Below are 25,289 nucleotides of genomic sequence, written 5' to 3' on the forward strand. Positions count from 1 at the left end.
CGTTGTGTCGGTAGCCGAGCCGGCCGCGGCACGGCGCCGGGCCCGGCCACCGCTGGACCCGCGCCTGCTGCGGTATTCGCCCGCCACCCGCGTCTATGTGGTGGTCACCGCGGTTCTGGCCGCGATCACGGTGATCAGTGTCATCGTCACCGCGGCGATGACGGCGTCGATCCTCGCCGAACTCGTCACCGACCCGTCGGCGCGGTCGCTCGGGGCGCAGGCGGTGCACCTGTGGGTGCTCGTCGCGGCGCTGGTGGTGCGGGTGATCACCTCGTTCGCCCATGACCGGTATGCGCACCGGGCGTCGGCGACCGCGATCGCCGAGCTGCGCGCCCGCGCGCTCGGGGTGCTCACCGACCCGGACCGGGTGTCGCCGCGAGAGCTGTTGCAGCGCAGGGAACATGCCACCACCGTGTTGCTCCGCGGACTCGACGCGTTGCGGCCGTATCTGTCGGCCTATCTGCCCGCGCTGATCGTCACGGTGCTGGTGACCCCGACCGTCGTCGCGGTCATCGCCGTGGTCGACTGGCCGTCTGCGGTGATCATCCTGGTGACGCTGCCGCTGATCCCGCTGTTCATGATCCTGATCGGGGTGATGACGCGGGACCGTACCGAGCGCAAGCTCGCGACGATGAGCCGGTTGTCGGCGCAGCTGCTCGACCTGATCACCGGGTTGCCGACGCTGCGGGCCCTCGGCCGTGCCCGCACCCCGGCCCGGCAGGTCGCCGAACTCGGTCGGTCGCATCGGCGCAGCACCATGTCGTCGCTGCGGATCGCCTTCCTCTCCGGCGGGGTGCTCGAACTGCTCGCCACCCTGTGTGTGGCGTTGGTCGCGGTCGGGATCGGATTGCGTCTGGTGTACGGCGACATGAGCCTGTATGCCGGTGTGCTGGCGCTGATCCTGGCACCGGAGGCGTATCTGCCGCTGCGGCAGGTCGGCGCACAGTTCCACAACTCGGCCGACGGGGTCGCCGCCGCCGGAGAGGTCGCCGACCTCATCGAATCGGGAACGGCGACAACCACTTCGACGCGCACCCGCACGGTCACCGTGGCCGGCGCGCCGATCCGGTTGCTCGACGTGGGTGTGCACGGCCGGGACGGCTGGGCACCCTACGAGCTGACGGCGACCGCCGAACCCGGTGCGCTGACGGTGTTCTCGGGGCCCAACGGCTCCGGGAAGACCACGACGATCGCGGTGATCCTCGGTTTGCTGTCGCCGGACGAGGGCTCGGTGCTGATCGGTTCGGTACCCGTGGCCGAACTCGAACCCACCGCGTTCCACGAGCAGGTGGCGTGGCTGCCGCAACAACCGGTGGTGGTTCCCGGCACCGTCGCCGACAACCTGGCGATGTTCGGTGCGCTCGATCCGGTGGCGCTCCGACATGCCTCCGCCACAACGGGATTCGATGCGGTGGTGGCGTCGCTGCCGGACGGCGACCGGACGGTCCTGGGTGCCGGGGGCACGGGTCTGTCGGCCGGACAGCGTCAACGGCTCGCCCTCACCCGCGTCCTGGCCTCACCCTCACCGCTGCTCATCCTCGACGAGCCGACCGCCCATCTGGATGCCGACGCCGAACGTGGGGTCCTGGCGGCGTTGGCCGCCCGGGCGGCGGCCGGCGACACCGTCATCGTCGTGGCCCACCGCCCGGTGGCCCGGGAGTTCGCCGGGGCCGTCATCGACTTCCCGGAGGCCATCGGTGTCGGTTGAGTCAACCCTGCAGCCCGTCGCCACACCGTCGCCGACCGGATGGCGCGGTGATCCGCTGATCCGGGCGCTGGGTTTCCTCGGTCTGCGGTGGCGCCCGGTGCTGTGGTCGGTCCTGCTCGGGGTCGCCGGCGCCCTCTCGGCCCTCGGGCTGGCGGCGTTGTCGGCGTGGCTGATCACCCGGGCCTGGCAGATGCCGCCGGTGCTCTATCTGTCGCTGGCCATCACCGCGGTCCGCGCCCTCGGTATCTCGCGCGGCCTGTTCCGTTATCTCGAGCGGCTGGCAACCCACGACCTGGCGCTGGGGGCGATGGCCACGGCGCGCGAACGCCTGTACGTGGCGTTGGCGTCCGGCTCGCCGGCCTACTCGGTGACCCTGCGTCGTGGGGAACTGCTGACCCGCACCGGCGATGATGTCGACGAGATCGGCAACGCGCTGATCCGCGGACTGGTCCCGATCGGGGTGGGTCTGACCACGTCGGTCGCGGCGGTCGCGATCATGGCGATGGTGTCGGGCTGGGCGGCACTGATCCTGGCGATCGCGCTGATCGTCTCCGGGGTGATCGCCCCATGGCTGGCCGCCCGCGGATCGACTCGGGCGATCGCCGACGGCGCCGACGCCACCGGCCGGTCCGCACAGGCGGTGACGACCGCGCTGTGGCACGCACCGGAACTGGTGGTCGCACGGCGCCGGGATGCGGTGCTCGCGGCGGGGGCTGCCGCCGACGCCGACGCGATCGTCGCCACCGATCGTGGCGAACGGATCGAGGCCGCGGCCGCGGCCGCAACCCCACTGTCGCTGGGGGCATCTCTGCTCGCCGCATGCCTCATCGGCATCGGGCTGGCGTCCGGAGTGTCCGGATCGTTCGCCGACGTCTCGAGCGTCACCGGGCAACTGACCCCGATGGTGCTCGGCGTGCTGATCCTGCTGCCGCTGTCGGCATTCGAATCGACGGCACCCCTGACCGAGGCCGGCATCCAGCTCGAACGCAGCCGGCAGAGCGCCGCGCGGGTGATGGCGCTCGTCGACGGCGCCCGGTCGGGTACGTCGGGTGCCGACTCGGAGATCGATGACGTGCCCGTACACGACGGACCCGCGACGCTGCACCTGCAGGATCTGCGCTGGGGCTGGTCGCCGGAGGCCCTGCTCGGTCCCGACGCCGGGCTCACCGTGACGCTGACCCCGGGATCGCGGATGGCCGTCGTCGGCCCGAGTGGCATCGGCAAGTCGACGTTGGCGCTGACGATGACCGGACTCCTGGCGCCGCAGGGCGGCCACGTCGACGCGCGCGAGGCCTCCGGGCAGGGGATCGAGGTGCGTTCGGCGACATGCTATTTCGCCGAGGAGGCGCATCTGTTCTCGACGTCGGTGGCCGAGAACCTGCGGGTCGCGCGCGGCGATGTCACCGTCGAGGAGATGCACGCCGCACTCGACGAGGTCGGCCTCGACGACTGGGTCGCCGAGCTGCCGGAGGGGCTGGACACCATGCTGACCGGTGGGGCCGAGTCGATCTCGGGAGGACAGCGACGGCGCCTGCTGCTGGCCCGGGCGTTGATCCACCGTGCGCCGATCGTCGTCCTCGACGAACCCACCGAACACCTCGATGCCACCGACGCGCAGCGTCTCCTCGACCGCATTCTCGACCCCACCTCGGGCATGTTCGGTCCCGGGCGCACCGTCGTGGTGATCACCCATCAGTTGCCGGAGCGCGCCGCGGCGTCGTCCTCACTGGTCCTGGATCTCGCTGCCGTCTGACCCGCTGCCGTCGGATCCGCTGCGGCCGCTGTGCGAGATCAGCGTCGTCAGGGTGTCGGCGAAGTCGGCGAGGCGTTCGTCGCCGAGTAGGGAACGCCACTGCTGTTCGAGGGCCAGTGCACTCGACCGCATCACGCGCAGTGCCGCCCATCCGCGGTCGGTCAGCGTGACGAGTTTGGCGCGGGCGTCGGCCGGGTCGGTACTGCGGGTCAGATAACCATGCCGATCCAGGGCGGCGACCGCCTGAGCCACCGCCTGACGGCTGATCCCGAGGCGTCCGGCGATGTCACTGGCGTGTACCGGACCGCCGACGAGTGCGGTCAGGGCCAGCGCCTGCCCCGGACGGAGGTTGTCGAGTCCGGCGTCGGCGAACGCCCGCGTCAGCCGCGGGCCGGCGGATGTGGACAGGATCTGGACGAGCGCCGGAACCGTGGGCGTCACACCGGCGGCGGGTGGGGGCATGGCCCGAGTGTGCCAAACGTCGGGGGCGTCCCCGGGGACCGAACCGCATTTTGTCAATAAGCTTGTCAATTGTGTCGATGTCGGCCACACTCGTACCCATGGGCGTGCGCACACGGGCGGCAGCGGCAACCGCGGGGATCGTCGCGTCGCTGCTCGTGGTGGTGGTGATCGTCGCCGGGTGTGCGGTCCGTCCGGGCGACGCCTCCGGGGCGCCGTCGAACGAGATCCCCATCGGCGACTCTGCGCAGTCGCTGAGCGTCGGTGGCCTCGCCCGCGATTACCGCATCCACCGACCGGGCACCACCGGGCAGGCGATGCCGTTGGTGATCATGTTGCACGGCGGCTACGGAAGCGCGGCACAGGCACAACGCAGCTACAGTTGGGATGCCCAGGCCGATCGCGGTGGGTTCATCGTCGCCTACCCGGACGGCGTCGCCCGATCGTGGAACGCCGGAAGCTGCTGCGGGCCTGCACAATCCCGCAACGTCGACGATGTCGCCTTCATCGGTGCGGTGGTCGCCGACATCACCCGACGCGGCCCGATCGATCCACGCCGGATCTACGTCACCGGAATGTCCAATGGCGCGATGATGGCCCTCCGATTGGCCTGTCAGACAACGCTCTTCGCGGCGGTGGCGCCGGTGGCCGGAACCCTGCTGACCGGATGCGGCTCGGCCGCACCGACATCGGTGCTCCAGATCCATGGCACCGCCGACGGTCGGGTCCCGTACACCGGTGGGCCGGGTGAGGCGTTCAATCTCGACGGGACCGCGCGGGTCGACGGTCCGCCGGTACCCGAGGTCAGCGCGACGTGGCGCCGCATCGACGGATGTGCCGCGCCGACGTCGACCGTCGAGGGACCGGTGACCCGCGAGACCGCCGCCTGTCCGTCGGGGCGGGCCGTCGAACTGATCAGCGTGGCCGGGGCCGGTCATCAGTGGCCGGGCGCGCCGGGCGCTCCGGTACTCGAACGCACCCTGGGCACCGACCCGCCGTCCGATGCCCTCGACGCCACCGCCACCATCTGGCGGTTCTTCGCGGCGCATCCGGCGCCGGTGTGAGTAAATGCGTTGCCGCGTCGGCAGACCCGGCGTAGGTTCGTCGGTACACAAGGAAGGAGGTGGTCCGACGTTGAGTGATTTACGGACATGTGAGGTGACCATCCGCTAGCGCGGAGTCCCATCTGATATCCGCTGATGTGATCGTCAGATCACGCACTCGCACTGGCGAATACCAGGTGGTCACCCGGCCCCCGCACCCGAGCAGGTCCTGCTCGAGGTACCCGACGACTCGGGCGGTGCGGGGGCCGTTTCATGTTCGGGGGAAGTGGATCCGACATTTCGGGTAGTCGGCTACTCATGTGCACGCCGACCGGGGCGCGGTGCACTGAATGCACACATTCTTCGCTCGACACAGGAGGCCGGTCATGACCACGATGCTGACGGAGCCGCCTCGACGCACCACCACGTCGCGGTTCCTCACCCCCGGCGACGGTGAATGGACCGACGACGGCGCCGGCACCTGGCTCACCGGCCACGCCGGCGGATTGAGCTACTCGGTGGCCGAACCCGCGAACCGCGACTCCCACCTCACCGTGCACAACCGCGGCTGCCGCAATCTCGCGGTGCTCTCGACCCCGGGATTCGCCGGCACCACCGGCACCCGATTCACGATGCTGCCCAGCGGTTCCTCCGCCGCGTTGCCCGACGTCGAATTCCACATCCTGCAGGGTGAGCGTCGCGACGGCCGGCCGGTGCTGGTCGGGCAGATCATCGACGACGACGAGCCGTGCGTCCTGCTGCACTCGCCATCCCCGGGTGACGTGGACTGGTCGGTGATCCACGGGGTCGACGAGTTCTGGACGCCCCGGACATCGCCGGCCGTGGACGGGACCGCGACAGGGGAGTGGGATGTCGGCGAGCCGGTGCAGGCCGCCGATGCCGGCGTCGAGTGCACGCACACCGGCGGGCTCACTGTGGTGCACAATCGTGGCGACCGGCGCATCGCGGTGCTGATGACCGGACTCGGCGGGGCCTACGACCTGGTGGTCGCCCATCCGGGTGAGTCGATCCCGCTGCCGCCGGGCCCGGGCATCCACTATGTGCAGGCGGCGCGGCGGCACGGACGACCCGTCGTCGTCGATGTGATCCACCTGGTGGGCGGGCGCTGATCTCGACGGGCCGGTCGCCGAACATCCTTCCGGATGTGCACCGTCATCCCTCAGGTGCGGGCCTTACCCCCGAAGGCGATCACGCCGATCGCCAGCATCACGATCACGATGCCGATCACCACGTTCAGGATCGCCGACGGTCCGGGGGAGAAGCTGTAATTGGCGTCGATGAAGGTCGCCGAACTGTCGTCGAATGTCCCCACGACCACCGACGGGTTGACCACGGCGAGGGTGGCCACCGCGGTGGCGATCACCCCGAACAGGATGGTGACCGCCGCGAAGGGGCGTCGTCCGACGTTGCACATGATCAGAATCGACGACAGCGCCGTCGGGAACAGGATCAGTAGGGGCAACAGGACTCCCGGAAAGATGACCGCATGGGAGCCGTCGGTGAGCGGGAGGCCCTCACCCTGCGATGTCCAGTGCGCCCACCCGTTGAACGTCGACCCCTCGGATTCACCGTTGCGGGTCACCGTGGCGAAGGTCAGGAAGCCGAACACCGCGATCATGAGGTAGACGACGATCGATGCGCCGGCCAACGAACGGGTCAGTGCCACATGCCGTAGTGGTGGCTTGGTGGCGGGCGGTCCGTAGGGCGGTTGGCCCGGATAGGGACCGGGGGCGCCGTAGGCGGGGTAGGGATGGGCAGGATTCGCCGGGTACTGCCCGGCCTGCGGCTACGGCGGCGCGTACGGATTGGCGTGGTGACTCCCCGATTCGGTCATCGGCGACACCTTACCCAGCCGGTGCCGACCCGGCCAGTGGGCCGGGTCGTCTGGCCGAATGACCGCCGCCCATGCTGCGGGAGGGAGTCACACCACCGATGCGGCGACGGCCGTGACGATCAGCGCAACCATCCCGCGCGCCTGGGCGGCGATCAGCAGCGGCTGCGTCGCCGCGCCGGTGACCACCGACTCGGTGACCACCGGCGCGTCGTACGGCAGCGGTGGTCGGGTGCCCCGCCGCAGGACGGCGACTCCGCATCCCACGAAGCAGATCACCGCCGAGGCCGGTGTCAGTGACCAGGCAACGGCGGCCGCGGCGGCGGCGATGAGTATCGCCGATCCGGGAACGGCCATGTGCGCCAGTGTGATTCCACGGTCATCCAGCGCCAGTGCGCGCCGGGTCGCGACACTCTCGGAGGCGTTGCGCAGACCTGTTGCCACCGCGTTGCCCGCGCAGAAGATGAGCACCGCGATGACGGCGGTCGCGGCGTGCGCGATGCTCACCACCTGGGGCGCAACGACCAGCACCGCGATGCAGATCAGCGCGCGCAGCACGCCGTCGGGGTGACGTCGCAGTCGTCGAAAGTCGATCTGCGCCAAAGCAACATAGGGGTTTCGGTGCAGGCGCCGGGTCCTCGTCGACGTCGCACCCCGTTGCCACCGCACGATCCGGGCGTCGGTGATCCAGGTGAAGTCCATCATGCTCGCGGCCAGTCCGAGCGCACCGGCGTAGCCGTCGGCCGGTGCGATCGTGCTGCGGTGCAACCGATTCGGCGACCACTGCCAGATCGGGGGAGGTGCGCAACCGTGGCGCCGGTCGGCGACGACCTGGGTGCCGTACGCGCCGATGGCCGCGACGAGCCCGAGTCCGGCCGCGACGCCGACCACGGTGACCAGGGAATCGGGTGCGAGCAGCCCGAGCAGCGCTCCCGCCGCGGTACATCCGGCGACGACGGTGATGACGATGCCGCCCAGCCGGCCGGCCAGTTCGGGCCCGCGGGGCCCCGGCCCCGATAAATGCCAGCGCACCATCGCACCCTCGACCCGGACCGGACCCCACACCACCGTCCAGCGGTAGGCACCCACCGCGATCGCCGCGACGATGACGCACAGGGTGATGGTCGGGTGGGTCGCTGCGACGCCGGTCAGGGTCGCGACGTGGGACACTCGTGCCGGGGTCAGGAGCCAGCTCGCGAAACCGCCGAGTACGGCCAGACAGAAGATGAGCTCGAACCAGGAGAAGTCATACCGGCGCATCCACCCCAGGCGCAGGTCGGGAATCCTCATCGGCCGAGGTCCACCACGTCGTCGGCGCACCGCTGCACCAGGGTCGGGCTGTGGGTGGCCACCAGAACGGCCTTCCCGTCGTTCTTCGCCTCGACGATCCGCTCGGCCACCCACTCCTGTCCGGCGAGGTCGAGTGCACGTTCCGGTTCGTCGAGGACGAGCAGCGACGCCGGTCGTAACAGCGCCGCGGCCAGCGCGAAGCGTTGCTGCTGACCCGAGGAGAGCGTGTGTGGAAAGCGATCGGCGAGGTCGGCGAGTCCGGCGTCGGCGAGGGCGTTCTCGACGTCGGCATCCTCGAGGCGATGTGCGCGGGCCAGCAGTTCGAGATGTTCGGTGAGGGTGACGTCGAAGAACGCCGCCTGTTCACCGGTGTCGGCGGACACGAGTTCCCGGAAGCGGGGCGACCGTTCGTCGGGGCGCATCCCGGCGATGTCGATGGTGCCGGCGTCGAGCCGGTCGTCGTCGATGACGCAGCGCAACAGGGTGGATTTGCCGCACCCGTTGGGCCGATGATCGCCGCGCAGTGGCCGGCGGGTAGGTCGAGATCGAGGTCGGTGAACAGGGTTTGCGCGCCGTGTGAACGGCGCGCTCCGCGAATGGAGAGCATGGGGAAGATCCTTTAGATGGTGTTCGACGGTGGCGGGGGATCAGGCCGCGAGCGTCGGTGCGCGTGGATCGCCTACGCGCAGAACAAGAATCAGCTCCCGAGGGATGGTGGTGCCCCGACGTCGTCGGGGTTGATTGGCGTCGAGGGGTGCCGGTATCCGTTGCAGCCGCACCCGCAGGGCGGCGAGGACGACGGCCATCAGCCGCCGGGTCTGCGGTGACAGGGCGCCACCGGCGAGGACGACCGCTGCCACGACCGATGCGAACAGGGTCGGTGAGGTCTCGCCGAAGACGAGATCGGCGAGCACCGGCAGCCACATCAATGCCAGATAGACGGGCAGGGATCGCGGTGCGCCGGTGTGGTCGCGGACCATCGTCGGTGGTTATCCGACGTGACGTCGCAACTTGGCGGACAGGCGCGGGACGAAGTCGCCGTCGGCGTCGACGCGCTCCTCGACGTAGGCGAGGTCACCGTCGGGGACGAGACCGTAGAGTCGGCGTGCACCGCCGGCATGCGGTCCGGTCGCCGACTTGATGACGACGTCGGTGGTCAGATTCCACGACGTCTGATTGAGCGGTTGACCGTAGAAGACCTCGACCCAGCCCTCGGCGTGGGCCAGGAGGAGTTCGATGGTGTCGTCGTCGCCGATCCGCCAGTAACCGGTCTCCCGGAGGTCGGGGCGCACGTAGTGGGCGTCCTCGTCGATGACCCACGAGCGTGATTCCCAGTTGAGGAAGTTCTGCCCGTCGTGGCTGACGACGATCTGCTGTGAGAAGTGGTACTCGTCGCCGGTGTGCGGGTTGCGGGCCTCGCCCTCCCCACGCCAGACGCCGACCAGCGGCAGCAGTCCGAGCAGACCCGGATGCAGATCGGGGCCCGCGCGGAGGTTGGAGGTGTCGATCGGCAGGGGCAGGTCATCCCAGGTGGGGACGTTGCGCTCGCGGCTGCCGGATTCGACGGCCCGCGCCTCGGCCTGACTGATCGCCTCGTCACCCGACCGGCGAGGCGCGTCGGCGCCGGTGCCGTCGGGCTGTGACTCCTCGGGAGGGAGGGTCACGACTCGTCGTTGACCAGGCGGTAGATGACGTACAGCGCGAACCAGACGATCAGCAGCGAGGCCAGACCCAGGAGGATTTCGAAGAAGAGGACCACGGGTCGGAGTCTACCTCTCGCGGTGTTGCGCACCGTCCTCGGACCGACCGAGTGCAACGTGGATCACTCGCCGGGTTTGTGCGCGGCGGGTGGCGTCGGGTGTGTGCGGAAGTGGGGGAGGAATCTTCCTCCCCCGGGTGCGCGATCTTCCCCCAGAAAGTTCTGCCGGAAACAGCAGAAAGTGGGGGAAGAGATCTCTTCCCCCACTTTCTCCTCGGTCCGATGTCGTCGTCGGCCGACCCGTCAGCTGCCGAACAGCCCACCGATGCCGGGAACGCCGGTCGTCAACGTGCAGCCGGGGCCGTACGCCATCCGGTAGACCGCGCACTTGGCGTTGCGGTCGTCGAGGCGGATGACGGTGCCGTGCCGGGTGCGGCCCGGGCCGCCCGCGGTGGTGATGGGCGTCGGATTCGACCACGGCCCACTCGGCGACGGCGCCGTCGAGTAGTAGATCGCGCGACCACCGTAGATCTTGTCGGTGTAGAGGTAGTAGGTGCCGCCGAGGCGAGTCATGCTCGGCCCCTCCTGCACATTCGCCGCGCACGCCACGTCGCGATGCCACGGCCCGGTGAACGATCCCGAACGCCACACCTCGTTACAGGTGCCGTCGCGTTTGATCGTCAGGTACTTGGTGCCGCCGCGCTCGAAGAACGAGCCGTCGATCCGGTCCTTGGCGCCCGGATTGAGGGCGATGCGATTGGCCGGCCCGGCGTTGAAGACGATGTTCTTCCCAAGCGGAACGCCACGGCCGCGGCCGGCGGCGTTGACGTCGAGTTGGTTGACGCGCACCACATACGGCGTCATGCGGTCGGCGCCGACCTGGCCGCGGAAGTGCCCGAAGTATCCGGCGGTGAACACGATGTAGATGCTGCCGTCGGCGGCGCGGTACCAATCCGGTGCGACGATGTCGCGGCCGCCGGGCGCCGAGGTCAGCGGAATGCCGGCGTAGAGGCCGTTGATTAACTGTCGCCCTTCGGGTCTCGCCCAGTTCTTGCCATCCCGCGACACCCCGATCATCGGCCAGAAGCGGCCGTCCTTGCGCGGCCAGTTCGACAGCATCCAGAAGTAGCCGTTGTGATAGATGATCGACGGGTCGCTCATCGGGTTCTGACCGCGACGGTACGGCGTCGACAGGTACGTGAACTTCTTGCCATCGGTGGAGTAATACATGGTGTCGGTCAGGTCGGCGTCACTGGAGAAGAAGGTGCCGACGAGGACGTCGCGGCTCGCGAACTGCGCGAAGGTCGGTGGTGCGGCGTGCGCGGGCGGCGCGATCTGTGTTGCGGCCGCGGCGAATACCAGGGCCAGGACGGCCGCGACTCGACGCAGGGCGCGGGTCGCGAGTCGGCCGGTGATCCGGTCGGATGTCGGATCATTGTGTGTGCGAACAGAATTCGGCCAGAGTTGTACCATCGAACCGATAACCTTCCAGTGCCGGCGAACGGCCGGATTCTTCACGTATGGAAGGTGAAGCTAACACGGGCGCAAGGGGAATTGGCGGCCGCGGACGTGGGGGCGGGCGCAAGAATCGTCCGATCGGACCAACGGGTGCCGCACGAATGGGGGACACCAGAAGTGGGGGAGGAATCTTCCTCCCCCGGGTGCGCGATGTTCCCCCAGAAAGTTCTGCCGGAAACAGCAGAAAGTGGGGGAAGAGATCTCTTCCCCCACTTTCTCCTCGGGCGGCGGGGCGGGTGACGACGGCCCCCGGAAACGACGGAGGCCCGGTCACCACCAGGGTGACCGGGCCTCGATTGTCTTGCGGGACAGCCTTACTTGGCGACGGTGATGTCGTGGCTGTGCACGCCCGGGCCCTCCGGGCTCACGGTGACGTCACCGTTGCCGACCGAGCTGAGCGCACGCAGCGTCCAGGTGCCGGGGGCGGCGAAGAAACGGAAATCGCCGGTGGGGCTGGCGACGACCTCGGCGGTGAACTCGCCGGTCGAATCCAGCAACCGCACGAAGGCGCCGGCCACCGGGCTACCGGAGCCGTCGGTGACCTGTCCGGTCAGGACGGTCTCCTTCTCGACGTCGACGCCCGCGGGCAGCTTCTGTCCCTGTTTGGGTGCAGCACACATACTTACTTTCCTTCTCCCAGTTCAACCGGAACGCCGACCAGCGAACCGTATTCGGTCCAGCTGCCGTCGTAGTTCTTCACATTCTTGTGGCCCAGCAGCTCCTGCAGCACGAACCAGGTGTGGCTGGAACGCTCGCCGATGCGGCAGTAGGCGATGGTCTCCTTCTCGCCGTCGAGGCCGGCCTCGGCGTACAGCGTGGCGAGGTCCTCGTCGGACTTGAAGGTGCCGTCTTCGTTGGCGGCCTTGCTCCACGGCACGTTGATGGCGCCGGGGATGTGGCCGGGACGCTGGCTCTGCTCCTGCGGGAGGTGGGCCGGCGCCAGGATCTTGCCGGAGAACTCGTCGGGGCTACGGACGTCGACCAGGTTCTTCACGTCGATGGCCTCGACGACCTCGTCGCGGAAGGCGCGGATGGTGTTGTCCGGGTCGGCGGCCTTGTACTCGGTGACCGGACGGCTCACGGCGTCGGTCGACAGCGGACGGCCGTCGAGTTCCCACTTCTTGCGGCCTCCGTCGAGCAGCTTCACGTCCTGGTGGCCGTAGAGCTTGAAGTACCAGTAGGCGTAGGCGGCGAACCAGTTGTTGTTGCCGCCGTAGAGCACGACGGTGTCGTCGCCCGCGATACCGCGCTCGGAGAGCAGCTTGGAGAACTGCTCGCGGTCGACGAAGTCACGACGGACCGGATCCTGCAGATCGGTCTTCCAGTCGATCTTGACCGCGCCCTCGATGTGGCCGCCGTCGTAGGCGCTGGTGTCCTCGTCGACCTCGACGAAGACGACCTTGTCGGTGTGCAGGTTCTGCTCAGCCCAATCGGCGCTGACCAGGACGTCGGAACGTGCCATGGATTTTCCTCCCGGATACATGGGTGTGGGATAGGGGAAATGAAGATGAAGGCGTCGGCGTCGGATTGCCGAAGACTTCGGCGGACGATGACGGTCACAACGCTCGATGCGCGTTGGTCGCCCAGAGCTCACAGAATGTGCGCCGTGCCGACCGTCATCGATAGGTGAGCGTGCCGGCGCGATGCGCCACGATCACCGTGTACAGCGACAGCAACAGTCGGCGACGCGACAGAAGTCGATCGCCCGGCGGCGGGTGAGCAAGAACTCACGGCGCTGTTGCATGCCCACGAGGGTACAACAGCGCCCCGGCCGCACCGCAATCGCGTCGGTGGTCTGCGGTCGCGGTGATCAGAACCGGTCGGGCCGCAGGTCACGGGGGCCGGACTCGGCGGTGAGCATGATGTCGCTGCCGGCGCTGTGCGCGCCGGTGGCGGGCAGATCCCACGGCATCGGCAGCGGCGGCAGGGTCCGGGTGAATCTGTCGAGCACGGCGTCACGCATCTGTTGTGCCCCATCGCCGGACAGTTCCGCGGACACCACGTGTTCCTCGGGGCCGGTGTAGAAGCCGGTGGCCTGCAGATGGAGTCTGCCGTCGACGACCGACAGGTCGACGGTGACGCTGACCCTGGTGTGCGCACCGGGGTACTCCGACGCCGACGGGGCCCGCGTCGGGTCGGGTACGCCGCCGGGCTCGGGTGCCGACGACGGCGGCAGCGCGACCGTGCCGGTGAGCACGACGCCCGTGCTGCGTTCCAGATTCCCGAACTGCGGACCGCCCCCGCCGACGCGGTCGGGGGTCGCGGGGGTGTTGACGCTCAGGTCGAGGATGCCCAGCATCCGGCCCAGGTTCACCGAGTTCAGCAGCGAATACGCGGTCACCGACGACGTCCGCATCACCTCGGTCGGGCCGATGTCGAAGCCGTCGTCGACGGTGACCGGGCCGAGGGTGGCGCCGAGTTCGGCGAAACAGTCCGGTGCCTGCGGATACGTGCACCCGGACACGGGTACTCCGCGTGCGGTGATGACGATGCCGGTGAACTCGCCGTCGGTGGCGTGGCGTAGGAACGGGAACCCGCCGAGGGTGACCTCGGGGCGGTACTCGATGCCCGGTGCGGTGGCCAGCGACGTCGACAGCCGATGCTCGGCGCGGCTCGCGGCCACGGTGTCGGTGACGAAGGCGCCGACGACGATCACCAGCGCCACGATGACGGCGACGATCACGGTGCGCCGCAGCCGACGAGCCGGCGTCCCGGCGGGCGAATCGTCCGAGTTCACGGCGTCCGCGTCGGCCTTGTTAACAGCAGAGCGCGACATTGCGGCTATTCTGTCACCTGTCGCGCACATGTTGGTAAGGCGGAGTAAACATGCCGAGCCGTCGGCGCGACCGATCGTTCGCCTCAGTGTCGAGGTGGCCGAACGGGGGAGAATGCCCCCGGGGTCACTCGCCGCGGGGACGAGAGGTGCTTCGGGCGCGACTGAGGAAGATCGGAGTATTGCGTGGATCTCCTACTGTTGACCGCCGATCCCAATCCGGAGTCGGTTCTGCCGTCGTTGGCGCTGCTCGCGCACACGGTACGGGTTGCTCCGACAGAGGTGTCGTCGTTGATGGAGGCGAGCAACGCCGACGTTGCCATCGTGGATGCCAGGACGGATCTGGCCGCGGCCCGGGGCCTGTGCCGGCTGCTGGGCAGCACCGGTTCGGCGGTGCCGGTGGCGGCCGTGCTGACCGAGGGTGGGCTGGTGGCGGTGAATGCCGACTGGGGGCTCGACGAGTTCCTGTTGCCGGCAACCGGACCGGCCGAACTCGACGCGCGACTGCGATTGCTGGTCATGCGCACCCGCGGGGTGACCGCCGAAGAGGCGTCGGGCAAGGTGACGCTGGGTGAGCTGGTGATCGATGAGGGCACCTACACCGCGCGGCTGCGTGGGCGGCCACTGGATCTGACCTACAAGGAATTCGAACTCCTGAAGTACCTCGCGCAGAACGCGGGCCGGGTCTTCACCCGGGCGCAACTGTTGCAGGAGGTGTGGGGTTATGACTTCTTCGGCGGCACCCGCACCGTCGACGTCCACGTGCGGCGGCTTCGGGCCAAGCTCGGCAGCGACCACGAATCGCTCATCGGTACCGTCCGCAACGTCGGCTACAAGGCGGTGCGGCCCAGCCGTGGACGCGCCGGCGGCCCGGACACCACGGTCGACGACCTCGACGACGACCTCGGTCCGGACCTGCTCGAGGACGAACCCGTTGAACCCGCAGACGAGGAAATCAGTGCCACGGGAGGCTGACCACCAGTGACATCACCGTTCGGCGATACGACGATTCCGGATGAGCCGACCGTCAGCGAGGTGGTGTCCCCGCAGGTCGCGGCGCATGCGCGTCGTCTGGTGGCCGCCGCAGCGGAGGTCGACGGGGTGGCGCCGCTGTCCGAACAGGCTGTGCACGCGATCGACGGCACCCCCGGCGTGCGCCACGTCGTGTCGGCGGCCGGGTACGCGAACATCACGCCCGGACGCGACGACGAGCCCGCGATGATCGAGGCGGTCATCGATCCGGAGCTCCGGCGTCGGGGACACGGTCGGGCGCTACTCGAGGTGGCGTTCGCCGCGGCACGCGAACTCGATGCCGACGGAGCACCCCGGGCGTGGGCCCACGGCGATCTTCCCGGCGCGCAGGCGCTGGCCGAGGCCATGGGTCTTTCCCGACGCCGTGAGCTGCTGCAACTGTTGCGTACCGGCGGCGCCGGGTACGGAGTGAGCGGGCCGGATGTCTCGGGCGCCTCGAGACTTGATCCGCTCGTCGTGCCTGCCGATATCGAGCTGCGCACCTACGCCGGGCCGGCCGACGACCCGGAGATCCTGCGGGTCAACAACGCCGCCTTCGCCTGGCATCCGGAACAGGGCGGCTGGGCGCCCGAACAGATCACCGAGCGGGTGCAGGCCGACTGGTTCGACCCGGCCGGCCTGTTCCTGGCGTTCGACACCGCCGCTCCCGACACCCTTCTGGGATTTCACTGGACCAAGACGCAGAGCCCGACACTCGGCGAGGTGTACATCGTCGGTGTCGATCCGGCCGCGCAGGGTCGTGGGCTGGGCCGGTTGCTGACGCTGGCCGGACTGCACTACTTCGCCGACCGGGGCATCGACGACGTGATGCTCTACGTCGAGGGCGACAACACCGCGGCCTTACGTACCTATGAGCGGCTGGGATTCGGGCGGCACGCCATCGACGTCGCCTATGGCTGACCGGTCGTGGGCGTCGGTGGCGCGCCGCCGGGTCGGGGGACACCGGGACCGCGGGGTCGGAGGTTGGTGCGAGCTGCGGCCACCGTCGTGGGGATGTCGGCGGTATTCGCCTGCGCGGCAGGAGTGTTCGCGCACTACTCCGGGTTCGTCAGTTCGACGGCGAGCCGCGTCGCCGCCTTCACTCCGGTGTTGGTGGTCGTCGGCGTCGTCGGACTCGTCGTGCTGCTGCTTGCGCGGCGGTGGATCGTCGCGGGCATTGCGGCGCTCGTGGTGGCGGCCGGCGTGGTGACGCAGGCGCCGCTCTATGTGGGAGCGTCGTCCGCGGCGGACTCCGATCTGGTTGTCATGCAGGCGAATATCTACCTCGGTCAGGCCGACATCGTGTCGCTGGCCTCGACGGTACGGGCCGAGGACGTCGACCTCCTGACCATCGTCGAACTCACCGAGGGTGCGTTGAATCGCATCGAAGTGTCGGATCTCGCTGTGGCGCTGCCGTATTCGTTCACCCATGCGTTGCCCGACGGCCGGGGTGTCGGGATCTTCTCGAAGTATCCACTCGTCGACGGGCGCGTACTCGACGGTTTCCGCCTCGGGAATGTGCGCGCGGAAACCGACCTTCCCGGCCACGGCCGCACTGCGGTGTACGCGCTGCATCCGCTGCCGCCCTGGCCGGAGGCCGCGTGGCGATGGGATCTCGAGATGAGTCGACTATCCGACATCCTTGCGGCCGAGGCACTTCCGACGATCGTCGGTGCTGACATGAACTCCACCTGGGATCATCGGCCGTTCCGTAGGATGCTCGCCGGATACGGACCCGACACGTCGCCGGATCTGCTCGACGCCGCCGAGGTGGTGGGTGCCGGTTTTGTGCCGACCTACCCGGCGGACAAGGCGATTCCGCCGCTACTGACCATCGATCACGTGCTGACGCGCGGCGGTCTGCAACCCACGTCCATGCACACGGTGACCTTGGTGGGCTCCGATCACCGCGGTGTGGTGGCGACGGTGCGGTAGGGCTCGATCGGCGGGTTGCGCAGGTTCGCAGCGTTTTTCGTTGATCGAGGTGGGCTTTTCGTTGGTCGAGCCGAAGCGCCGGTGAGGTTACTTTGTTGGTCGAGCCGACCGGAGCGTTAGCCGCCGCGTTGAGCTCCGTCGAAACGGAGGTCGTGTCGAGGCCTGGTGGGGTGGGGCTGGGAGGTGTTGGGCTGGTTGGGTTGTCGGGTTGCGGTGGTCTCGAGGCTCGTCGCCCTGGGGGCTCCTCGCGCTTCGACCGGCGAATGGGTGGCTCGGCCGGCAGGCGGGGACGCTCAGGCCACCGCGGTGGTCGCCGGGTTTCTCAACAGCGGGAGCAGGAGGTCGGCGGCGATCTCGGCCTCGGCGGCCAGCGGCCAGCCGGACAGAATCCAGATGTCGATCCCTGCTTGTTCGGCGAGTGAATTCATGGTGGCCGCGACGTTCCCGGCGCTGCCGACGAAGTAGGTTCCGGTGCCCTTGCCCGCGATGTCGAATGGTGGTTCGGCGGCGGTCCAGGTGGTCAGACCGGCAGCCATATTCGGTGCGTACTCCAGGAGCTCTCGGCCGGGGATGCGTCCGGCGCGCAGGGCGTCAATGCGGCCCTGCACCTGTGGGTCGTCGCTGGAGATCTCGCCGAGCCCGGGGAAGCCGAAGCTGCGCAGGTTGCGGTCGGCGGTGGCCAGGACGGTTTCGGGTCGGGTCCTGCTCAACTGGGATTCGAACCGTTCCCACGCCTCGTCGTCGGTCTCCCGGACGATGACGCTGGCGAGCACGCCGAACCGCAGCGTGCGGCCACGCTCGGATGCGGCGGCCCGGACCCGGTCGAACAGTCCCGTCAACTCCGACGGGGGAGCCATGAACGACAGGTAGACGTCGAGCACCTCCGCGGCGTGCCAAATGCCCTCCGGGGAGGCGCCCGTGCCCCACACCTCGATGCCGCCGGGCTGCCGCGGACCGGGGATGGCCGGTTTGTACCGCGGGCCGTAGGAGAAGAACTCGCCGTCGTAGGCCTCGGTCTCGTCGGCGTAGAGCCGTTTGACCTGCCGCCAGTACTCCGCCGACAGCCGATACCGCTCCGCCTTGGACTCGCGGCGCCCGTACCGCGCGAGCACCGGGTCGGCGCCGTTGACCTGGTTGAAGATCAGTCGCCCGCCCGAGTACTGGTCGAAGACCTGGGCCTCCTCGGCGAGTTGCGCCGGCGGCTTGACGCCCGGGTACACCGGGATGAGGAATCGCAGGTTGTCGGTGCCGGGCACCAGCGCGATCGGTTCGCGGGCGGTGGTGAGTGCGCCGGAAAAGCCCAGGCGGTCCAGGGTCTGGGCCTGGTGCCGAATCACCTCGAGGGTCGGCTCGACGCGCAGCGACGGTTCCCACGGCACGTCGCCGTCGGTCGGATTGATGTACCAGAAGACCTCAGGACCCATGGTTAGTGAGGGTAGCCTACCCTGTTGAGGTGGATGTAACGCGACCCGAGACAACTCGCGCGGTGTTCTCGCTGCCCGCGTATCTCGACCGGATCGGAATCGACGCCCCCACCTCGCGCGGTGCTGAGTTGGTTGCGCAGGTGGCCGCCGCGCAACACGCACGAGTCCCCTTCGAGAATCTCGACATCCACCGCGGTATTCCCGTCGAGTCCGAGGAGTCGGCGATCGTGGCACGACTCGTCGACGGCCGGCGCGGCGGGATCTGCTACGAGCTGAACGGGCTTTTGGCCATGGCCTTGCGGGCGCTGGGCCTGCAGGCGCGGGTGATCGGCGCGCGCGTGGACGCCGGTGGGCAACCGGGTCCGCCCCTGGGGCATATGGCCGTCGTCGTCACCGTCGACGGCGCTACCCTGCTGGTCGACGTGGGCTTCGGTGGCGAGCGCGTCTGCCGCCCGGTCGACCTCGCATCGGAGCGCGACCGCCGCGTCGACGTCGGTTCTGCTGCTTACGTTCTCGAGTCGCACCCTCGTCCCCTCGCCGATTTCGAGGCGATGGCGTGGTGGCACAGTACCTCTCCACGCTCGCGGTTCACCCGCTCACTGATCTGCACACTGCCCGACGGCGACGGACGCCGGACACTCACCGACACCGACGTGCCCGGGCGCTTCCGGCTGATCATCACCAATGGTGAGCACCGCACTGAGTCGATTCTCGATCCGGCCGCGGCGCGGCACGTGTGTCTCCGCGACTTCGGCGTCGATCTGGCCGAGATGCCGCTCGGCGTCGCGCAGTTCGCTACGCGGCCCGCCACGGAGTAGGGAACGGCAGGCCCAGATACACCTCACCGAGGCCGTGCTGTTCGGCGTCGGACTCGGCCCACCGCTGCAGTCGCGCCCGACGCAACTCCCAGTCGAAGGGGTCGTCGGTGAAGCGGTGCAGAATCGAGGTCAGTGTCCAGGAGAAGTTCTGTGCCTGCCAGATTCGTGGCAGCGCGGTGTCGGTATAGGCCTCCAGCCCGGACCGATCGCCGGTGCGGTAGAACAGTCCGAGGGCGTGGGAGAGAACGCACGCATCCGACACCGCGAGATTGAGTCCCTTCGCCCCGGTCGGCGGCACGATGTGGGCGGCATCGCCGAGCAGGAACAGCGACCCGGTCTGCATGCGTTCGGTGACGACGCTGCGCAGCGGTGCCAGGCTGCGATCGAAGATCTCGCCGGTCTCGAGTTCCGGATGATCGTCGGAAGCGCTGCGCCGCTTCAGCTCCGACCAGATGCGGTCGTCGGGCCAGTCGGCGAGGTCGGTGTCGGCCGGAACCTGGAGGTACTGCCGCGTGATGTGAGTGCCGCGCATGCTGTGCACCGACAGTCCGTCGGGATGCGCACAGTACATCCCCTCCTCGGTCACCGGCGTGGTGCGGGCCAGGATGCCGAGCCAGGCGAACGGATACACCCGTTCCAGGGTGCGAACGGTCTGCGGGAAGGTAGGTGCGGGTGACGCCGTGGAAGCCGTCGCAGCCGGCGACGATGTCGGCGACGAGGCGTTGCGGTTCGCCGTCGACGACATAGGTGATCTCGCTTGTTGCAGAATCGATTCCGTCGATCTGCACATCCTGCGCCTCGAACACCAGAGGTAATCCCGCCGCCGTGCGGGCGTCGATGAGGTCGGCCACGATCTCGGCCTGCCCGTAGACGTAGGCATGTCGGCCGTCGAAGCGGTGGAAGTCGAGACGATGGGTGGTGCGGTCGAAACGCAGATAGAATCCGTTGTGCACCAGCGCCTCCCGATGCAGCCGATCGGCCACACCGAGTTCGGTGAGGATGTCGACGGTGGTGTTCTCGATGACGCCGGCCCGGACGCGGGCGCGAACGTACTCCTCGGAACGAGCCTCGAGAACCACGGCGTCGATGCCCTGGGGGGCGAGCATCTGACCGAGTGCGAGCCCCGCGGGTCCGGCGCCGATGATGGCCACCTGGCAGCGTTGAGATGGTGCGGACATGGCGTGGAAACCTCCTGGCGTGGCACGCGGTCGGCGTGAGTTTTGGGCGAAAAGTGTTGAGATGACGCGGTGCTCAGGTCATCGACGCCAGCTCGAGCATGCGCAGGGGAAGAAGGTTCATCGCCGTGTCGACAGCGTCGCCGGGCACGACCGCGTCGAAATATGCTGTCGCGACCGACATCCCACCACCCACCATGGCGGTGGTCACGGTGATTCCATACGGCGTCGGTGGATCGGCGACCGCGAGCACCTGCGCGCGCTCGTCGTCGAGCCACCGCCACCGATCCTCCGAGCCGGGGATGTGACCGACGCTCGAGTGCAGCAGGTGCACCGACGACGGGGATGTCGGGGCTGCGGGACGGTGGCTCGGAAACATCGCCGCGAGCCGCGTCTTCGCCTCGGTGGCAACGAGATTGGCCACCGGACGACCGATCCGGGCGGCCTCGGTGAGCTCGTGATGCAGCCGAGTCGGATCGGTGCCGGGGGCAACCTCGAAGGCGAGCCCCGCGGAGAAGTTCGCCAGGGTCGACCGGTCCTCCGGCAGGTAGGCGCGGGCGTCGAACGGTGCGGTGACGACGGGATCGAGTGCCAACCCGGCGGTGTCGAGGACGTCGACGAGGGCGGCGGTGGTCAGCGCATACAGGGTGACCCCCGGGCGGTGCTCGTCCCGTGCGGACCGCACCGCGGCGATGGTGTCCGACGGGATGCGCAGGGCGTGGGCGCGGGGGCGTCGCGACACGGAAACATCCGGCTGCACAACAGTTCTCGTCGATGACGAGAGCGGTCTGGGCGGTGTGCGATCGGGTCGGCGGGTCAGCCGGGCGAGCGCGACGAGACGTCTCGGATCGGCGGCGATCCGCGCCGAGGCCACGGCGAGGGGAGGGAGCCGGTGGCGATAGCGATGCCACAGTCGATCGTCGGTGGGATCGGCAACGCCCAGAGCGACATCGACGACGGTGTGCATGAGTCGGGCATCGCCCAGCCCGTGATCGAAGTCGATGGCCACGTGATCGCCGCCGATCGCGACCCGCAACGGTTCGTCACCGCGGGTGCGCACCTCGTCGAGCAGGCGCAACGGATCGTCGCCGGGATCGACCGCGGTACGCACGACGTGACCCTCGGCCGCGGGGTCCAAGGGCCACCTGCTCGACTCCGGAGAAGGTCGCAGGCCGATCCGGGACCACGCGCCGCGGGCGGCCAGCGCCGCGAGACGATCGGCCGCGTCGGGCACCGCGGGCGTCGCCACCGGACCGAACACCAGGGCCGATCGGCGACGGCTGTGGTGCCGGTCGATCGGCGACGCGCGGATGGCCGCGCGGTCGGTGTCGGAACGTGGTCTGCCCATGAGAATCAGAAAGACTTTACCAAGGCTTACCTAAGTGAAGCTCGACGGCCGCCCGCCACCCGTTCTCGCCGGGCCGCGGCGGCGACGGTCCCGACGGCCATCTACCCGGATCCAGGTGTCGGGGATGTCCAATTCATCTTCCGTTCACCTTCGGTGCGCGGGCCGTCCATCGGCGGACCCTAGGGTTGTCCCGACCGGGCGCCCCGCGGGGGGTTGTCGTGTTCTGATGCTGGAGGAACCTGAAAGTGAAATTGAGTCGTACGGGTGCAGTCGTCGCCGCGATGGCGGCCAGCTCCGCCCTCGTCCTCGGTGCGTGTAGCAGCAACGCCGACAAGGACGACACGAGTGCCGCGCCGGCCTCGGCCGTGGCCGACATCCAGTGCCAGGGCAAGCAGTCGCTGAAGGCCAGCGGCTCCACCGCCCAGGCCAACGCCATGAAGATCTTCTCGACCTCGTTCGCCAAGACGTGCCCGGGGTACGAACTCTCCTACGGCGGCGGCGGCTCGGGCCAGGGCGTCTCCGACTTCAACCAGGGCCTCACCGACTTCGGCGGTTCCGACTCCCCGCTGAAGGGTGACGAGATCTCGGCCGCGGCCCAGCGCTGCAGCTCCGAGGCCTGGCAGCTGCCGCTCGTGTTCGGTCCGATCGCGGTCGCCTACAACGTCGAGGGCGTCGACAACCTGGCCCTGTCGGGTGCGACCCTGTCGAAGATCTTCAGCGGTGAGGCCAAGGCCTGGAACGATCCGGCGATCGCCGCCGACAACCCCGGCGTCACCCTCCCGTCGACCCCGATCAATGTGATCTACCGCGCCGACTCCTCGGGCACCACCGACAACTTCCAGAAGTACCTGACCGCGGCCGGCGGCTGGACCAAGGGTACCGGCAAGACCTTCAACGGCGGTGTCGGTGAGGGCAAGCAGGGCAACCCGGGCGTGGGTTCGGCCGTGAAGCCGACCCCCGGTTCGATCGCCTACGTGGAATGGGCCTACGCACAGTCGAACCAGCTGTCGATGGCCAAGATCATCACCGACCAGGATCCCACCGGTGTGGCCCTGACCGCGGAGACCGGTGGCAAGACCATCGAGTCGGCGACCCTGGCCAACGGTCCGGACAACCACAACATGGTGATCGACACCTCGTCCTTCTACAAGCCCACTCAGGCCGGTGCCTACCCGATCGTTCTGGCAACATACTCGATCGTGTGCTCCAAGTACTCTGACGCCTCCGTCGGTCAGGGTGTGAAGACCTTCCTGTCGGTGGCCGCCGCGCCGCAGAACCAGGGACAGGAACTGGTCAACGCCGGCTACATCCCGCTGCCGACCGAGTTCCAGCAGAAGCTGCAGGCATCGATCAACGCGATCCAGTAGCAGTAACAACCACCACGATGCGAGATAAGAGTTATGTCTGTGGATGACACCACCGGACTGGGCCGGACTTCGGCGGGCAAACCGTCGGAGTCCGGCTCCACGCCGGACGAGCCCAACCAGTTACCGCCCGAGCAAGAGCAGGAACTGCAGGAACAGCTCCACCCCGGCCTGAAGAGCCACCGGGGCGCGGTCGGCGACCGCGTCTTCTCCTACCTCGCGCGTGGGACCGGTTTCTTCGTGATCGTGCTGATCGCGGGAATCGGCATCACGCTCGTGATCGACGCGATCCCGTCGATCACCGCGAACACCACGACGTTCCTGTTCTCCTCGGAATGGAATGTCGCCCAGAGCAACTTCGACGACGGCACCGTCAGATTCGGTGTGTGGGAACTGTTCCGCGCCACCGTCCTGACGTCGTTCTTCGCGCTCGTCATCGCCACCCCGATCGCGATCGGCATCGCGGTCTTCCTCGTCGAGTACGCGCCGCGGCAGATCTCCCGTCCGCTCGGCGCGGTCATCGACCTGCTGGCCGCGGTGCCCTCGATCATCTTCGGTCTCTGGGGTATCTACATCCTGGCGCCGTTCATCGCACCGTTCGCCGAATGGCTGAACAGCAGCCTCGGCTGGTTCTTCCTGTTCGGGACCGGTAGCACGTCGATCGCCGGTGGCGGCACCATCTTCACCGCCGGCATCGTCCTGGCCATCATGATGCTGCCGATCATCACCTCCATCACCCGAGAGGTGTTGCGGCAGACGCCGAGTGGCCAGAAGGAAGCGGCCCTGGCGCTCGGCGCCACCAAGTGGGAGGTCATCCGGATGACCTCGTTCCCGTACGGCCGGTCCGGCATGATCGCCGCCGCGATGCTGGCCCTCGGGCGTGCGCTCGGCGAGACGATCGCGGTGATGATCATCTTGAGCGCGGCGGTCGGACGCCTCAAGTGGTCGCTGTTCGAGGGTGGTGACACCTTCGCCTCGAAGATCGCCCGCGACGTCGGCGAATTCGTCGGCAGCCGCGACACCCAGAGCGCCTACATCGCCGCCGGCCTGGTGCTCTTCGTCCTCACGTTCGTGGTCAACGCGGTCGCCCGTGCGGTCGCCGGCGGAAAGGTGAACGGATGACCATCACAGCCGACGAAGCGGCCTCCGGTGGGGGTCCCGTCAAGCAGGCTCCCAGCGCATTCCGTGAGGTCTCGCTGAGCCGCAAGGCGAAGAACAACGCGGCCAAGATCGCCTTCATCGCCTGCTTCGCGCTCGGGGTGATCCCGCTGGTGTGGTTGCTGTGGACCGTCATCTCGCAGGGTGCACAGGCGATCACCGATCCCAACTGGTGGTTCGGCGACGCCTACGGCATCGACACCACCACCCAGTACGGCGCCGGTGTGGCACCGGCGATCGTGGGGTCGATCATCCAGGCGTTGATCGCGGCCATCATCTCGGTGCCCATCGCCGTCCTCACGGCCATCATGCTGGTCGAGTACCCGACGTCGAAGCTCGTCAAACCGGTCAGCTTCATGGTCGACATCCTCGCCGGTGTGCCGTCGATCGTCGCGACGCTGTTCATCTTCACGGTGTTCGTCATCGGACTGTCTATGGGGCAGAGCGCCTTCATGGTGAGCCTGGCGCTGATCCTGCTGATGATCCCGATCGTGGTGCGATCCACCGAGGAGATGCTCAAACTCGTCCCCGACGAGTTGCGCGAGGCGTCCTACGCCCTCGGTATTTCCAAGTGGAAAACCATTGTGCGCGTAGTTATTCCGACGGCGCTGTCGGGAATGCTCTCGGGTATCTTCCTCGCGATCGCCCGCATCATGGGTGAGACCGCCCCGGTGCTCATCCTCGCCGGGCCGGCCAGCTCGCTGGTGAAGACCAATCCCTTTGAGGGCGGCATGAATTCGCTGCCGCTGTTCATCAAGGACATGTGGTCGGCCAGCCAGCCGGCGTCGTCTTTCTACTACTGGGGCGCGGCACTGACGCTGATCATCATCATCGCCGTTCTCAACGTCATCGCCGCGTTGCTGGCGAAGTACCTGGCGCCCAAGACCAAATAGACCCGCGGTGCGCGCCGCCCGGCGCGCACCCACCGGGTCTCATCCACCAGTTCACCCAGACTTCCCAA

The 25,289-nt window shown here is 68.4% G+C and carries 23 protein-coding genes and 1 pseudogene; 11 read left to right on the top strand and 13 right to left on the bottom strand.

Translation table 11 applies throughout. The features are described from left to right. The first annotated feature begins 4 nt into the window (after window positions 1-4). A complete protein-coding gene (gene cydD / locus ABLE92_RS10810) occupies window positions 5-1,708 on the top strand; it encodes a thiol reductant ABC exporter subunit CydD (RefSeq protein WP_348804758.1) in 1,704 nt (567 codons plus the stop codon). 55 nt (window positions 1,709-1,763) lie between these two features. Then, on the top strand, window positions 1,764-3,461 hold the full coding sequence (gene cydC, locus ABLE92_RS10815; protein WP_348804886.1) for a thiol reductant ABC exporter subunit CydC: 1,698 nt from the start codon (window positions 1,764-1,766) through the stop codon (window positions 3,459-3,461). Here cydC and ABLE92_RS10820 read toward each other — a convergent pair. Beyond that, window positions 3,432-3,923, bottom strand: a complete 492-nt coding sequence (locus ABLE92_RS10820; protein ID WP_348804759.1) for a MarR family winged helix-turn-helix transcriptional regulator — start codon at window positions 3,921-3,923, stop codon at window positions 3,432-3,434. The two genes, cydC and ABLE92_RS10820, sit on opposite strands and share 30 nt — an antisense overlap. Window positions 3,924-4,021: 98 nt before the next feature. Between ABLE92_RS10820 and ABLE92_RS10825 the strand changes: the two genes are divergently transcribed. Continuing rightward, window positions 4,022-4,984 carry a CE1 family esterase gene (locus tag ABLE92_RS10825; RefSeq protein ID WP_348804760.1) on the top strand — a complete coding sequence of 321 codons (963 nt, stop codon included), beginning with the start codon at window positions 4,022-4,024 and terminating at the stop codon, window positions 4,982-4,984. Window positions 4,985-5,349: 365 nt separating this feature from the next. Then, window positions 5,350-6,093, top strand: coding sequence for a hypothetical protein (locus ABLE92_RS10830; RefSeq protein ID WP_348804761.1), 744 nt, complete (start codon window positions 5,350-5,352; stop codon window positions 6,091-6,093). Between the two features lie 50 nt (window positions 6,094-6,143). On the opposite strand, the gene ABLE92_RS10835 is transcribed toward ABLE92_RS10830, so the two are convergent. From ABLE92_RS10835 to ABLE92_RS10875, 9 genes are all read right to left on the bottom strand, one after another. After that, entirely contained in the window at window positions 6,144-6,650 is a 507-nt protein-coding gene (locus tag ABLE92_RS10835) for a hypothetical protein (RefSeq protein WP_348804762.1), read from the bottom strand. A gap of 255 nt (window positions 6,651-6,905) precedes the next feature. Further along, the gene (locus ABLE92_RS10840; RefSeq protein ID WP_348804763.1) at window positions 6,906-8,105 is read right to left on the bottom strand and encodes a DUF6297 family protein; all 1,200 of its coding nucleotides are present in this window, start codon (window positions 8,103-8,105) and stop codon (window positions 6,906-6,908) included. After that, a complete protein-coding gene (locus ABLE92_RS10845) occupies window positions 8,102-8,584 on the bottom strand; it encodes an ABC transporter ATP-binding protein (RefSeq protein WP_348804764.1) in 483 nt (160 codons plus the stop codon). The genes ABLE92_RS10840 and ABLE92_RS10845 overlap by 4 nt, the downstream gene beginning before the upstream one ends. A gap of 168 nt (window positions 8,585-8,752) precedes the next feature. Then, on the bottom strand, window positions 8,753-9,085 hold the full coding sequence (locus ABLE92_RS10850) for a hypothetical protein (RefSeq protein ID WP_348804765.1): 333 nt from the start codon (window positions 9,083-9,085) through the stop codon (window positions 8,753-8,755). Window positions 9,086-9,094: 9 nt separating this feature from the next. Beyond that, window positions 9,095-9,769, bottom strand: a complete 675-nt coding sequence (locus ABLE92_RS10855; RefSeq protein ID WP_348804766.1) for a heme-binding beta-barrel domain-containing protein — start codon at window positions 9,767-9,769, stop codon at window positions 9,095-9,097. Between the two features lie 338 nt (window positions 9,770-10,107). Beyond that, on the bottom strand, window positions 10,108-11,277 hold the full coding sequence (locus ABLE92_RS10860; protein ID WP_348804767.1) for a hypothetical protein: 1,170 nt from the start codon (window positions 11,275-11,277) through the stop codon (window positions 10,108-10,110). Between the two features lie 359 nt (window positions 11,278-11,636). Next, the gene (locus tag ABLE92_RS10865) at window positions 11,637-11,942 is read right to left on the bottom strand and encodes a DUF1416 domain-containing protein (protein WP_348804768.1); all 306 of its coding nucleotides are present in this window, start codon (window positions 11,940-11,942) and stop codon (window positions 11,637-11,639) included. Between the two features lie 2 nt (window positions 11,943-11,944). Continuing rightward, window positions 11,945-12,784: a sulfurtransferase gene (locus ABLE92_RS10870; RefSeq protein WP_348804769.1), complete on the bottom strand. Its 840-nt coding sequence runs from the start codon at window positions 12,782-12,784 to the stop codon at window positions 11,945-11,947. A gap of 348 nt (window positions 12,785-13,132) precedes the next feature. Continuing rightward, window positions 13,133-14,098: an LmeA family phospholipid-binding protein gene (locus tag ABLE92_RS10875; protein WP_348804770.1), complete on the bottom strand. Its 966-nt coding sequence runs from the start codon at window positions 14,096-14,098 to the stop codon at window positions 13,133-13,135. Between the two features lie 183 nt (window positions 14,099-14,281). Between ABLE92_RS10875 and ABLE92_RS10880 the strand changes: the two genes are divergently transcribed. From ABLE92_RS10880 to ABLE92_RS10890, 3 genes are all read left to right on the top strand, one after another. Continuing rightward, window positions 14,282-15,070 (top strand): winged helix-turn-helix transcriptional regulator, encoded by a 789-nt coding sequence (locus ABLE92_RS10880; protein WP_348804771.1) that lies wholly within the window; start codon window positions 14,282-14,284, stop codon window positions 15,068-15,070. Between the two features lie 6 nt (window positions 15,071-15,076). Further along, a complete protein-coding gene (gene mshD / locus ABLE92_RS10885) occupies window positions 15,077-16,027 on the top strand; it encodes a mycothiol synthase (protein ID WP_348804772.1) in 951 nt (316 codons plus the stop codon). 93 nt (window positions 16,028-16,120) lie between these two features. Beyond that, on the top strand, window positions 16,121-17,041 hold the full coding sequence (locus ABLE92_RS10890; protein WP_348804773.1) for an endonuclease/exonuclease/phosphatase family protein: 921 nt from the start codon (window positions 16,121-16,123) through the stop codon (window positions 17,039-17,041). Between the two features lie 293 nt (window positions 17,042-17,334). Here the strand turns inward: ABLE92_RS10890 and ABLE92_RS10895 are convergent, their stop codons facing one another. Beyond that, complete coding sequence (locus ABLE92_RS10895; RefSeq protein WP_348804774.1) at window positions 17,335-18,465, bottom strand: LLM class flavin-dependent oxidoreductase; 1,131 nt, start codon at window positions 18,463-18,465, stop codon at window positions 17,335-17,337. A 29-nt stretch (window positions 18,466-18,494) separates the two neighbouring features. Here ABLE92_RS10895 and ABLE92_RS10900 point away from each other — a divergent pair, with 29 nt between their 5' ends. Further along, window positions 18,495-19,283: an arylamine N-acetyltransferase family protein gene (locus tag ABLE92_RS10900; RefSeq protein WP_348804775.1), complete on the top strand. Its 789-nt coding sequence runs from the start codon at window positions 18,495-18,497 to the stop codon at window positions 19,281-19,283. Here the strand turns inward: ABLE92_RS10900 and ABLE92_RS10905 are convergent. Both ABLE92_RS10905 and ABLE92_RS10910 read right to left on the bottom strand, forming a co-directional pair. Next, window positions 19,261-20,461, bottom strand: a pseudogene (locus ABLE92_RS10905) (4-hydroxybenzoate 3-monooxygenase). The gene ABLE92_RS10900 and the pseudogene ABLE92_RS10905 overlap by 23 nt on opposite strands. Window positions 20,462-20,534: 73 nt before the next feature. Next, window positions 20,535-21,806 (bottom strand): hypothetical protein, encoded by a 1,272-nt coding sequence (locus ABLE92_RS10910; protein WP_348804776.1) that lies wholly within the window; start codon window positions 21,804-21,806, stop codon window positions 20,535-20,537. Window positions 21,807-22,051: 245 nt separating this feature from the next. On the opposite strand from ABLE92_RS10910, the gene pstS reads away from it, so the two are divergent. The 3 genes from pstS to pstA are packed head-to-tail and all read left to right on the top strand — an operon-like array spanning window position 22,052 to window position 25,221. Continuing rightward, complete coding sequence (pstS, locus tag ABLE92_RS10915; RefSeq protein ID WP_348804777.1) at window positions 22,052-23,173, top strand: phosphate ABC transporter substrate-binding protein PstS; 1,122 nt, start codon at window positions 22,052-22,054, stop codon at window positions 23,171-23,173. Window positions 23,174-23,206: 33 nt separating this feature from the next. Next, complete coding sequence (pstC, locus tag ABLE92_RS10920; RefSeq protein ID WP_348804778.1) at window positions 23,207-24,292, top strand: phosphate ABC transporter permease subunit PstC; 1,086 nt, start codon at window positions 23,207-23,209, stop codon at window positions 24,290-24,292. Further along, on the top strand, window positions 24,289-25,221 hold the full coding sequence (gene pstA / locus ABLE92_RS10925; RefSeq protein WP_348804779.1) for a phosphate ABC transporter permease PstA: 933 nt from the start codon (window positions 24,289-24,291) through the stop codon (window positions 25,219-25,221). The genes pstC and pstA overlap by 4 nt, the downstream gene beginning before the upstream one ends. The last annotated feature ends 68 nt before the right edge of the window (window positions 25,222-25,289 follow it).

This window comes from Gordonia oleivorans, from assembly GCF_040044975.1.
Taxonomy (GTDB): Bacteria; Actinomycetota; Actinomycetes; order Mycobacteriales; family Mycobacteriaceae; genus Gordonia; species Gordonia oleivorans.